A 12,439-nucleotide genomic window follows, 5' to 3' on the forward strand; every position below is an offset into this window, starting at 1 on the left:
TTTATACCTGTGCTTGTTCCCTGCCGAGTTTACTGTGCTTAAATCCATACATGAAATAAACGACAAGCCCAACAATGAGCCAGATCCCGAAACCGATCCAATTGGAGATTCCAAGTTCGCACATCATGTACAGACAGCTGATTAGCCCTAAAACAGGAATTAAGGAAAGGTTTTTAGTAATACAATAGTAATTGATGACCAGACAGAGCAATAAAAAAATCCACATTGGAATTTTATGTTTAAATAAACTCCAGCCACTTTCATATTTCTTTGTATCTGCTACAGATGACTTATCTATAAAAGTTTGATAATCTGCGGCGCTAAGGTTGCCCAGGTAGGCTTCAGCATCGGGATTTTTTTCAATAATGTTCCTGGCCCCTTGATTTGCAATAATTTGATCCTGAACAGATTTTAGTTCCCCTGGGTTTAAAGAGGTGATAAAAGGAATTGGATCGTAAACTTTTTGAGTGTTGTACACAAAATTTGTGCTTTCCGTTTTGTAACGGGTAAATGCAAAAACAACTAGGACTATGCATGCCAGTGGAACAATATATTTCGAATTGGCATATGGAATTTTAAATTTTCCCCTCTGGATACCTGGCTTATTTTGCAGGACAAGTACCCCGGTACAGACCAGAACAAATGCAAATAAAGTTCCTATTGAACACAGGTCGGTGACAATGGTCAGGTTCATGAAAAGTGATGGGACAGCGACCACAAATCCAACAACAATGGTTGCAAAAGAAGGTGTTTTATATTTGGGATGTATCCTGGAAAAAGATTTAGGAAGCAACCCATCGCGGCTCATGCTCATCCATATACGCGGTTGTCCCATTTGGAACACCAACAAGACACTGGCCATGGCAAAAACAGCACTTACAGCAATAATTCCACTCATCAGTTTCAGGTTAATGTGGTCAAATACATAGGCTAGGGGATCACCAACAGCCAATTGACTATAGTTTACAATTCCTGTTAAAACCAGCGCGATGGCAACATACAAAATTGTACATATGATAATGGCCCACATCATTCCCCTGGGAAGGTCACGCTGGGGGTTTTTACATTCTTCAGCAGTGGTGGAAATGGCGTCAAAACCTATATAAGCAAAAAATACAGCTGAAACGCCTTTCAATACACCGCTTACACCATTGGGCGCGAAGGGGTTCCAGTTTTTAGTATCCACATAAAAAACACCAACTGCAAGAACCAATAGTATAACAGCCAGCTTAACCACAACCATCGCATTACTGGCATTTTTTGACTCCTTCATCCCTTTATAGACGAGCCAGGTAATGAAAATAATAATGCCCAGGGCAGGAAGATCTGCAACCAAGTGAAAGTTACCGATTTTCGGTGCAGTAATCCAGGCGTTATTGGCAAGTCTGGTGGCTTCATCAAGATTTGCATAACTTTTCCCCGCATTAATTAATGCCTCAGCATGTTTGTGGCCATTAAATGCGGTCAAATAATCCATCGTCATCCAGTCTGGCAAATGGATGCCATTGATATTTAACGCCGGGATGTGTATGGAGGAAAGCAAACTTGTGAAATAATCCGACCAGGATATGGCCACAGTAATGTTTCCAATAGCGTATTCCATAATTAAAGACCAACCAATGATCCAGGCAACCAGTTCCCCAAAGGCAACATAGGAATAGGTATAGGCACTTCCGGACACAGGGACCATAGAGGCGAACTCTGCATAGGCAAATGCTGCAAAACTACAGGCTACGGCAGTAAAAATAAACAGAAAAATGACTGCAGGCCCACCGTCGGCACTTGCTTTGCCAATTGTGCTGAAAATACCTGCTCCTATAATAGCTGCAATTCCGAAAGCTGTCAGATCCCTTACACTTAAGGTTTTGTGAAGTGCAGCTCCGTGATCTCCGTAACCCTTTTCTGCATCTTCCATTATTTTGGTGATGGATTTTTTTCTGAATAGCTTTTCAAACATATGTTATTGGTTAGTCTGGTTGTTTCATCAAACTTATAAATTAGATTGATAAAAACGCTTAAAATTTATCCAATGATTTGTTTTCTGCTCATTTTATACATTTCTAAGCTAATTTCTCCAGTTCAGCTTTAATAAAGGAAGCAAGTTCATTAATGTATTTTGGACTAAAATCAAATTTTATCCCTGCGGTCTCATAGATCTTGTTGATGGGCTTGGTATAACCTAAAGACAAGGCCTCAGTATATTGTTCCAGTGCTTTTTCGGGATTTTCCTTGAAATTTTTCCAAATGGCAATTGCACCCAATTGTGCTATGGCGTATTCAATGTAATAAAAAGGAACTTCGAACAGGTGCAGTTGTTTTTGCCACAGGTTGCCGAATTCGGTTTCCTGACCTTCCCAATTTGCAAAACCCGCTCCAAACCGGGTATAAATTTGTTTAAAAGCTTCTTCCCGGTCAGCGGCGTTATGACTTGGGTTTGTATAAATCCAGTGCTGGAACTGATCAATGACCGCAACCCAGGGAAGGGTTTTTAATACATCGTGTAATTGCTCTTTTTTTGCCCGGATCAGGTCTTCTTCTTTGTCAAAATAAATTCCCCAATGATCCATGGATAAAAGCTCCATGCTCATCGAAGCCAGTTCGGCTACTTCTGATGGACAATGTTTAAAATCATTTAACTCCAGATTTGCAGTGAGAAAAGTATGGACAGCGTGCCCTCCTTCATGGACCATCGTTGTCAGGTCTCTAAAGGAATTCGCTGAGTTCATGAAAATAAAAGGCGCGCCGGTTTCTGCAAGCGGATAGTTATAACCTCCTGGTGCCTTTCCTTTTCTGCTCTCTACATCAAACAGGTTATTGGCTTTCATAACAGAAAGCATATGTCCCAGTTTTGGGTTAATTGCATTAAAACAGGTAATGGTTTTATCAATGAGCTCCTGTCCATTTTTAAAAGGTTTCAGGGCTGGTTTTCCGGTCGTGCTCACTTCCATGTCCCATGGTTTAAGGACATCAAGCCCCAGCAAGGTGGCACGTTGTTCTGCTTGCTCTTTTAATATGGGAACAATTTCTTTTTCAATGGCCTGATGAAAATCATAGCAGTCCTTTGGGGTATAATCAAATCTTCCAAGAGCCTGAAACATATAGTCCCTATAGTTCTCAAAACCAGCATTTAAAGCAACCTGGTTCCTCATCACAAGAAGTTCGTCAAAAAGAATGTTTAATTCATCTTTATCTACCAGACGGCGCTGTTGAATCGTCTCCCAGGCATTCTGGCGTACAGACCGGTTGGTTTCCTTTAAAAAATTAGCGGCTTGTTCAAGTGTGTATTCTTTGCCTTCAATTTCAACAGTCATCGCACCTGTAAGGGCCTGGTATTTTTGCTGGCTGACCTGTAAACTGGTAAACAGCTCTATGTTCTGTTCCCTGTAAATTTCCAATGCTTTTTTTACCGCACGCAGATAAACAAAGTATTTGTCTTTGTCAAGCTGGTCTAAGTAAATGCTGGAAACTAGCTTCTGGTTGAGCTGGTTGGTAAAAGGAGCAATTCTGGGTTCTATTTCAGTAGCAAAATATTGAAAGTCTTTAACCAGATCCTCATTTGCAGTATCACAACTCATTTTAATATATCTCCAGGCAAAGTCTTCTTCAAGAGCAGCTTCCAGTTCGCTTTTATCCTGAAGCCATTTCTCCAGTTCTTCAGCGTTATCAATTTGTCTTGCAAGTAGTTCCTCCAGTACAGGGGCTAAATTGTCCCATTTTATCTCCAGGTTTTGGGGGATATAATTTCTTTTCTTTTTTTGTATAGTTAAGTCGCTCATGGATTTGAATGTTAAAAATGAGTCCTGATAAAAGTATCCAGTAAAAAGCAAACAGCAAAAATGACCGATGCAAACCCATTGGTTGTTGCAAAAGCCTTATTGACTTTGCTGATGTCGTTTGGTTTGACCAATAGGTGCTGATAAATGAGCATAAAGCAAAAGAAAGCAACACCCAGATAATATATCCAGCCAAAAGGAGCAAAGTACAATGGTATAATAACGCAAAGCGCAGAAAAAATGTGTAGGACTATGGATAAATTTAAAGCATTCCGGATGCCCAGGGCAGCCGGAATAGAATGTAATTTTTCATTCTTGTCAAAATCTTCATCCTGCAGTGCATAAATAATATCGAAACCACTGACCCAGAAAATGACCGCAAAAGAGTAAAATAAGGGTACCAGGTTAAAATGTCCGGTTACTGCGATATATGCACCAATGGGGGCCAGGGATAAACCCAGACCAAGAACCAGATGGCAAAGAGCAGTAAACCGTTTTGTATAACTGTAAAACAAAACGACAAAAAGGGCTACAGGAGAGAGGTACAAACAAAGCCGGTTGATAAAGGCTGTCGTTGCAATAAACAATACACAATTGATGATCACAAAAATAAGGGCTTCATTGGGAGATATCTTTCCCGAGGGAATATCACGCATTTTTGTCCTTGGATTTTTTGCATCGATATTTCTGTCCAGATATCTGTTGAATGCCATGGCCGAATTTCTGGCAAATACCATACACAGCAGTACCAGTATCAGCAAGGGCCATTGAAAAGTTGCCCCGCTGCTACTCAGCCCCAGAAAGAACCCAATGAAGGCAAATGGAAGGGCAAAAATGGAATGTGCAAAAAGCACCAGCGAAAAATATTTTTTCATTTATATATATGTAATGACAATTTTAAACTTCCGGGTCCTGTTTCGGAGCAAGGACCGGCATAACAAAATCCAAATTAACCTGCTCTATAAAATTAAGGACTTCGTCTTTACCCTGTCCTTTTTCTGCTGAAGTAATCACATAGGGCGGGATTTCTTCAAACCAACCTTTCAATGCTTTTTTAAACGAAGCAACGTTCTGATCTGTTTTTACCGCCGACTGCTTATCTGCTTTAGTAAAGATCAGTGCAAAGGGGATCTGGCATTCACCAAGCCAGCAACAGAATTCGAGGTCAATTTTTTGAGGTTCAAGCCGGCTATCGATAAGCACAAATACACACTGAAGGCTTTCCCTTTTTGTCAGATAGTTGCGGATAAATTTTTCCCATTTTTCCCTACTGCTTTTGGATACTTTTGCGTAACCATAACCAGGTAAATCGACGATATACCACTTTTCATTGACTAAAAAATGATTAATCAATTGGGTTTTACCCGGTTTTTGGGAAGTCTTTGCCAATCCATGCTGGTTAACCAGCATATTAATTAACGAGGATTTTCCTACATTAGAGCGCCCTATAAAGGCATATTCCGGCATATTTGCTTCAGGCAGTGCCGAAACCTTTGTATTGCTGCAAATGAATGTTGCTGATTTTATAATCATTTGACAAAGGTAGAAAATTAGTTTTCAACAATACTTATCTTTGCCGCATAACCATGAATGAAAAGATAACACCATACCAGTCCGCCTCAGCGACCAAAAGTGAACAGGTCGCAGACATGTTTAATAATATTTCAGGAACTTATGATTTTTTGAATCATTTCCTTTCTTTAGGAATTGACATCATTTGGCGAAAAAGGGCAATTCGTGAGCTGAAGACAATTCAGCCTAAAACAATGCTGGATGTTGCTACAGGTACAGGAGATTTTGCTTTTGAAGCAATTAAAATACTTAAACCTGAAAAAATTATTGGTGTGGATATTTCTTCTGGTATGTTGGAGGTGGCAAAAAAGAAAATAAACGAAAGAAACCTGGAGGCTGTTTATTCCGTTCAGATTGGTGATTCTGAGAAACTGAACTTTAAAGACGATTGTTTTGATGCCATTACAGTTGCTTATGGTGTAAGGAATTATGAGCATCTGGAAAAAGGGCTTTCGGATATGTACCGGGTATTAAGGCCTGGTGGTAAAATGGTGGTTCTGGAGTTCTCAAAACCACAGGCATTTCCAGTTAAACAACTATATAATTTTTATTTCAGACATATTTTGCCAGTATTTGGAAAACTTTTTTCAAAAGATTCCAGGGCTTATACTTATCTTCCGGAATCTGTAGCTGCTTTCCCGGACGGAAAGGCATTTACGGAATTAATGGATAAAATTGGTTTCAAAGAAACAAAACATATTTCTTTAACTTTTGGAATAAGTGCCGTATATACCGGAGTGAAGTAAAAATAAGCAGCTGATTTATTGATGAAAAAACACCTTGGGCTATTCTTCTTTTTTCTGCTTTCCCTTTGTACTGCAAAAGCGCAGAACTGGGGTGGTGGGGTAGATGACAGCAATATCCATTTTGGTTTTACTTTTCAGTACTTGTCCTCAGATTTTAAAGTATTCAAAAAACCGGATTGGCAGGCTCCTTTTTATGAAACAGATAAAACCGATCCGAACCACATTACCACCACACAAATTACTTCCGGTTTGAAATCAATTATGGCCAAATCTTCTCCGGGCTTTGGGATTGGTTTTGTCGTGAACTCTAGGATCAGTGATCATGTCGATGTGCGTTTGACTCCTTCATTGGTTTTTAATGACCGTCTTTTACAATATACCTATCAAACACCGGTGCCCCAGTTTGCTTATGAATTTAAAGAACAAAAAGTTCAGGCAACTATGGTGGATATTCCTTTAGGGATAAAATTGAAGTCGGACAGAAGGAATAATTTCAGGGCTTACCTTATTGGAAATATAAAATATTCCATGGACATTTCTTCAGCCAAAAAGACAAATGATGAAGCAAATGCAGCGATAGAGAAGCTCCTAAAGAATCAAAAAAGCTTTTGGTCCTATGAAACCGGAATTGGCTTTGATCTTTATTTTGAGTATTTCAAAATGTCTCCTGAAATTAAATACTCTTCTTCTTTTAATAGCATTTTAAAGCAGGACCATAATGCTTATTCAAGCCCTTTGGATAAATTAATGTTGCGTCATGTAACATTCAGTTTATACTTCGAGTAGTGTTTTGGGACTAAAAAATTATATTTTTGTTCCATAATCATAAAGTGATGACTTCAAAAATTGCATTAATAACAGGAGCAACCTCCGGGATAGGAGAGGCTTGTGCAACGTTATTTGCCCAGCAGGGCTATAGATTAATATTGGTCGCAAGAAGGGCAGAAGTTTTAAAAAAGCTGGCTGTCGATCTTGAAGACAAGTATGCGGTTAAGGTCTTCACTTTGGTGAGGGATGTTAGAGAAAAACAGGCACTGACTGAAGGACTGGAAGCTTTACCGGAAGAATGGAAAAAAGTTGACGTACTTATTAACAATGCAGGACTGAGCCAGGGACTTGATCCTATAGATAAGGGAAACACCGATGACTGGGACGTAATGATCGATACCAATGTGAAAGGTCTTTTGTATGTTTCAAAAATTGTGTCCAACTGGATGATTGCTTCCAAAAGCGGACATATTATTAATATAGGTTCTATAGCAGGTAAAGAGGTATATCCCAATGGAAATGTATATTGTGCAACCAAACATGCGGTAGATGCCTTGAACAAAGGAATGAGAATTGATCTTCTTCCTCATGGAATTAAAGTGACTGCCATTCATCCCGGAATGGTGGAAACTGAATTTTCCCTGGTCCGTTTTAAAGGAGATGAGCAAAGGGCCAAGAAGGTATACGAAGGGTTTGAACCTTTGCTCGCGCAGGACATTGCAGATGCCATCTGGTTTGCAGTAAGCCGGCCGGCCCATGTGAATATAAATGATATGTTGATTATGCCTGCAGCCCAGGCAACAGGAACAATTACAAGAAGAAAAGAATGATGATATCAAATACAATTGATCAGGAAATAAAGCAGGCAATGCTTGCAAAAGATCAGGCAAAACTCAGAGGCCTGAGGGCAATTAAGGCCGCACTTCTATTAGCAAAAACTGAAAAGGGGTCTTCTGAAGAAATTACAGAGGAGGGAGAATTGAAAATTCTTCAAAAATTGATCAAACAGCGTAAGGAGTCTTCAGATATCTATAAACAGCAGGGACGTGAAGATCTTGCGCAGGTGGAGGATGAAGAGATCGACGTAATTGGGGGTTTTCTGCCAAAACAGTTGGACAGAGCTGAAGTTGAACAGATCATTGCCCGTATTGTTAAAGATGCTGGTGCTGCATCCATGAAAGATATGGGAAAGGTAGTCGGTTTGGCCAATAAAGAATTGGCCGGAAAAGCCGATGGTAAACTCATTGCTGAAGTGGTTAAAGCACAATTGGCATAAATTGTGTTAAAAAATAATATTGATTGCCTTTTAAAAAAATTAATCCTTTATTATTGCCATAAATTAACTTATGTCTACTAACTTAGTAGCACATCGACGAATAGAAATATGAATTACGAAGTAATAGAAGATAACGGATTTAAATACATTGAGGCGGGCGAGGGAGAACCTCTTATATTACTTCACGGTTTGATGGGAGAACTGAGCAACTGGGAACATACCATAGATCATTTTAAAGATCGCTACCATGTTTTGGTGCCAATTTTGCCGATATATGAATTGCCTATTCTGACTTTAGGGGTTAAAAGTTTAGCCAAACACTTGTACCGTTTTCTAAAGCATAAAAAACTGGAACAAATAGTTTTAATAGGAAATTCTCTTGGAGGACATGTTGGATTGGTTTTTACAACCATGCATCAGGAACATGTTAAAGCAATGGTATTGACAGGAAGCTCAGGTTTGTATGAGAATTCCTTTGGTGGCTCTTTTCCAAGACGGGAAAGTTATGATTACATCCGGGAGAAAGTAGAATTTACTTTTTATTCTCCGGTAACAGCAACAAAGGAATTGGTTGATGATGTTTTTAAAACAGTAAATGACCGGTCAAAAGTTATCCGGATTCTGGCTTTGGCAAAATCAGCCATCCGCCATAATATGGCAAAGGAGCTTGGCAAAATAACCATACCCGTGTCGCTGATTTGGGGAAAACAGGATAAGGTTACTCCGCCTGATGTTGCCGAGGAATTTCATGAACTTCTTCCCAACTCAGAATTGAACTGGGTTGAGGAGTGCGGGCATGCACCTATGATGGAACAACCTGAAATTTTTAATAAATATTTAAATTCATTTTTAGATAGAATATTGCTCAAATAATGCTGGCTTCAGAACTCATATCAAATGCTATACCTCCACTAAAAACTTCGGACTCTGTTCAGAAGGCTTTGGACAGGCTATCTGAGTTCAAGCTTTACCACATGCCGATTGTAAATGAAACCCAATTTTTAGGCCTGGTTGCAGAAGAGGAGTTAATCGAGATAAGAGATCAGGAGCAAGCCATTGGTAGTCTGGCACTCACCATCCTGAATCCTTTTGTTTATCAGGATGCACATGTTTATGATGTCATCCGTTTATTTGATCAGTTGCATCTTTCTGTTGTACCTGTTTTGGACTATAAAAAAAATTACCTGGGCATCATATCAATTCATAGTCTTATTGGCTTTACTGCGGAAATCTATGCGGTTAAAGAGCCGGGTGGAATTATAGTCCTGGAAATCAGCAACAGAAATAATTCTTTGTCCCATATGGCACAGATTGTAGAAGGTGACAATGCGCAGATATTGTCCTCTTATGTGCAGTCTTTCCCGGACTCTACGAAACTTGAGGTGACTTTAAAAATAAACAAAACTGAATTATCTGGTATTATTGCTTCTTTTGAGCGTTACAATTACCAGGTAAAAGCTGTCTTTAATAGCACCTCAACAGATCATGGAACTGAAGACCGTTATAATTCGCTGATGAATTACCTGAATGTATAGAAAATAGCTTTGCGATTTTGAATATACCACGATAGAATTTCTGGCTGAGTGAACGTGATCATCATCTCTTTACCATGATGACAAAGCCATGCTGAGCACTGCTGAAAATATCAACAATACAAAAAACAATAGACGCTGATGAAACCTGCAGAAACAAATAAAAATTAAGATAAAAGAAGGTTTCTGCACGCTTCATAACCGATGATAAACAATAGACGCTGATGAAAATCGCAATTTACGGAAGGGAATTTAACAATACGGTTTTACCTTATGTGCAGGATGTCTTCGATGCCCTGGAATTTTATAAGATTGAAACCCTGGTCTTTAAAAAATATTACGATTTTATTGGAGACAAGGTTAAAATGAACCCCGGCACAACTACTTTTGCTGAAAGTACTGAATTGATTAATCATGCGGATCTTTTGATTAGTTTGGGAGGTGACGGGACTTTATTGGATACACTCGCCCTTGTAAGGGATTCGGGTCTTCCGGTCATAGGAATTAATTTTGGCCGCCTGGGTTTTCTGGCCAGCGTCAATAAAGATGAAATAAAACTGGCTATAGAGGCGCTTTTAAACAATCAGTATTCTTTAGATAAAAGGAGTTTAATCAGCCTGGATTCGAAACTTCAGCTCTTTGGAGAAGAGAACTTTGCTTTGAATGACATTACAATTCACCGGCGGGACAATTCTGCCATGATGATCATTCATGCCTACATGAACCAGGAATTTATCAATTCTTACTGGGCAGATGGTTTGATTATTGCAACCCCAACGGGCTCTACAGCTTATTCTTTAAGTTGCGGCGGGCCGATTATTTTTCCTGGCTCGCAAAACTTTGTAATTACACCAATTGCACCCCATAATTTAAATGTAAGACCTTTAATTGTTCCCGATAATGTATCTTTAACTTTTGAGGTCGAGGCAAGAAGCGCTAAATTTCTGGTATCTTGTGATTCTCGTACGGTCACTGTGGACAGATCGGTGAAGCTGACACTTCAGAAAGCATCTTTTGATGTTCATCTTATCCGGTTAAATGAAGAAAGCTATTTGACCACGTTAAGAAATAAACTACTTTGGGGGATAGACACGCGCAATTATTAATATGAAGTTTAAAATCCTTCTCTTAAACCTTGTTTTTATTTTACTTTCAGGACGGGTGGTCTATGGACAAGCCTGGGAGATTGGGCTTGGTGCAGGAGCTGCAGGTTATATGGGAGACCTTAATCCGGTTAATCCCTTAAAAATAAGCGGTATCTCCGGAGGTGTTTTTGCAAAATATAATTTTAATCCTTATTGGGCATTTGGGCTACATTATAATTATGGAAGGATCGCAGGAGATGATTCTAAATCTGATAATGAAGATTTTCGTAACAGAAACCTGAAGTTTTTTACGCCACTTCATGAGCTTAGCCTGCAGGTTGATTTTAATTTTTTAGAGTATTTTGCAGGAGGAGGAACCAAAAGGTTCAGCCCGTACATCTATACGGGAATTGGCGGTGTTATTTTTAATCCCAAGGTGAACTATAAAGGAGAAACAAGGGAACTTCGGTTGTACCGCACCGAAGACCAGTCCAGCCCTTATAAAAACTATGCGATCAGTATACCCTATGGGGCTGGAGTGAAATACAATTTAAAATCAAACTGGAGTATATTTAGTCAGATTGGCTATAGGACAGCTTATACAGATTATCTGGATGATGTGAGTGGCGTGTATAAGATGCCTGACCCCAATGGTGATCCAGTCAGAGAATATCTCTCCAATCCGGCTTTAGACGCCCGTACTTTTGGTGATCAAAGGGGCGATTCCAGAAAGCGGGATACTTATCTGTTCATTCAGATTGGCATCTCTTATACATTTTTATCGGAAAAATGTTTTACCTTTTAGGATCATTTACATATTAATTGACTTATAATCACAGAAAATTTTACCTTTGTGTCCCGAAAATATTAGACTTTTTAGGATCATTTTCATATAGTTAGATGGGATTTAAAGAACAAATTGACCTTACACGCTTACCTGAACATATAGCAATTATTATGGATGGTAATGGTAGATGGGCAAAAAATCAGGGTAAATTCAGAGTTTTCGGTCATGAAAATGGAGTTTTATCTGTAAAAGATATTGTCGAAGGCTGTGCCGATATTGGTGTTAAATACCTGACCATTTATACTTTTTCAATGGAAAACTGGAACCGTCCAGTGGAGGAGGTTAATGCCTTGATGGAAATATTTATTTCTACCATCAACCAGGAAACACCCAGACTTACAGCAAATAACATCAGGCTGAATGCCATTGGGGATATTGATTCCTTGCCACCAAAATGTATTGAAGACCTTAAGAGTGCCATGGAAAAAACAGCCCAAAATACCCGCTGCACTTTAACATTGGCTTTGAGTTACAGTGCAAAATGGGAGATTGTGGAGGCAGCAAAAAAACTGGCAAAAGAAGTGCTCGATCAGAACATTAAGATAGAAGATATTAAGGAAGAGGACTTTTCTGCCCGGTTGACCACCAAAAATATTCCCGATCCGGAATTGATGATCAGGACCAGTGGCGAACACAGAATAAGTAATTTTTTATTGTGGCAGCTGGCCTATACCGAATTATATTTTACAGAAACCTTATGGCCCGACTTCAGGCGGGAAGACCTGTTTGAAGCGATAGTAGACTACCAGAAACGTGAAAGACGCTTTGGAAAAATTAGTGAACAATTGAACTAATTTTACTTTTAACACTTTTTAACATGTGTTTAAATTAACTTAGCGA

At 39.2% G+C, this 12,439-nt stretch carries 13 protein-coding genes; 9 read left to right on the forward strand and 4 right to left on the reverse strand.

The annotated features are described in order from the left end of the window. Window position 1: 1 nt before the first annotated feature. From B0O44_RS17670 to yihA, 4 genes are all read right to left on the reverse strand, one after another. Window positions 2–1,957, reverse strand: a complete 1,956-nt coding sequence (locus B0O44_RS17670; RefSeq protein WP_110833456.1) for an amino acid permease — start codon at window positions 1,955–1,957, stop codon at window positions 2–4. A gap of 103 nt (window positions 1,958–2,060) precedes the next feature. Continuing rightward, window positions 2,061–3,776, reverse strand: a complete 1,716-nt coding sequence (locus tag B0O44_RS17675; protein WP_110833459.1) for a M3 family oligoendopeptidase — start codon at window positions 3,774–3,776, stop codon at window positions 2,061–2,063. Between the two features lie 11 nt (window positions 3,777–3,787). After that, entirely contained in the window at window positions 3,788–4,648 is an 861-nt protein-coding gene (locus B0O44_RS17680; protein WP_110833461.1) for a 4-hydroxybenzoate octaprenyltransferase, read from the reverse strand. 22 nt (window positions 4,649–4,670) lie between these two features. After that, window positions 4,671–5,306, reverse strand: a complete 636-nt coding sequence (gene yihA / locus B0O44_RS17685; RefSeq protein ID WP_110833464.1) for a ribosome biogenesis GTP-binding protein YihA/YsxC — start codon at window positions 5,304–5,306, stop codon at window positions 4,671–4,673. 53 nt (window positions 5,307–5,359) lie between these two features. On the opposite strand from yihA, the gene ubiE reads away from it, so the two are divergent. From ubiE to B0O44_RS17730, 9 genes are all read left to right on the forward strand, one after another. Beyond that, on the forward strand, window positions 5,360–6,091 hold the full coding sequence (ubiE, locus tag B0O44_RS17690) for a bifunctional demethylmenaquinone methyltransferase/2-methoxy-6-polyprenyl-1,4-benzoquinol methylase UbiE (protein WP_110833465.1): 732 nt from the start codon (window positions 5,360–5,362) through the stop codon (window positions 6,089–6,091). A gap of 21 nt (window positions 6,092–6,112) precedes the next feature. Beyond that, complete coding sequence (gene porT, locus B0O44_RS17695; protein ID WP_110833468.1) at window positions 6,113–6,877, forward strand: type IX secretion/gliding motility protein PorT/SprT; 765 nt, start codon at window positions 6,113–6,115, stop codon at window positions 6,875–6,877. A 47-nt stretch (window positions 6,878–6,924) separates the two neighbouring features. Beyond that, window positions 6,925–7,689, forward strand: a complete 765-nt coding sequence (locus B0O44_RS17700) for an SDR family NAD(P)-dependent oxidoreductase (RefSeq protein ID WP_110833471.1) — start codon at window positions 6,925–6,927, stop codon at window positions 7,687–7,689. Then, the gene (locus tag B0O44_RS17705; RefSeq protein WP_110833605.1) at window positions 7,689–8,135 is read left to right on the forward strand and encodes a GatB/YqeY domain-containing protein; all 447 of its coding nucleotides are present in this window, start codon (window positions 7,689–7,691) and stop codon (window positions 8,133–8,135) included. The genes B0O44_RS17700 and B0O44_RS17705 overlap by 1 nt, the downstream gene beginning before the upstream one ends. A gap of 108 nt (window positions 8,136–8,243) precedes the next feature. Beyond that, window positions 8,244–9,008, forward strand: a complete 765-nt coding sequence (locus tag B0O44_RS17710) for an alpha/beta fold hydrolase (RefSeq protein WP_110833474.1) — start codon at window positions 8,244–8,246, stop codon at window positions 9,006–9,008. Next, the gene (locus B0O44_RS17715) at window positions 9,008–9,670 is read left to right on the forward strand and encodes a CBS domain-containing protein (RefSeq protein ID WP_110833476.1); all 663 of its coding nucleotides are present in this window, start codon (window positions 9,008–9,010) and stop codon (window positions 9,668–9,670) included. Before B0O44_RS17710 ends, B0O44_RS17715 begins: the two co-directional genes overlap by 1 nt. Before the next feature lie 221 nt (window positions 9,671–9,891). Continuing rightward, the gene (locus tag B0O44_RS17720; protein WP_110833478.1) at window positions 9,892–10,773 is read left to right on the forward strand and encodes an NAD kinase; all 882 of its coding nucleotides are present in this window, start codon (window positions 9,892–9,894) and stop codon (window positions 10,771–10,773) included. Window position 10,774: 1 nt separating this feature from the next. Then, the gene (gene porG / locus B0O44_RS17725) at window positions 10,775–11,557 is read left to right on the forward strand and encodes a type IX secretion system protein PorG (RefSeq protein ID WP_110833480.1); all 783 of its coding nucleotides are present in this window, start codon (window positions 10,775–10,777) and stop codon (window positions 11,555–11,557) included. A gap of 95 nt (window positions 11,558–11,652) precedes the next feature. Then, window positions 11,653–12,393 (forward strand): isoprenyl transferase, encoded by a 741-nt coding sequence (locus B0O44_RS17730; protein WP_110833482.1) that lies wholly within the window; start codon window positions 11,653–11,655, stop codon window positions 12,391–12,393. The last annotated feature ends 46 nt before the right edge of the window (window positions 12,394–12,439 follow it).

The organism is Pedobacter nutrimenti, from assembly GCF_003208655.1.
Lineage (GTDB): Bacteria > Bacteroidota > Bacteroidia > Sphingobacteriales > Sphingobacteriaceae > Pedobacter > Pedobacter nutrimenti.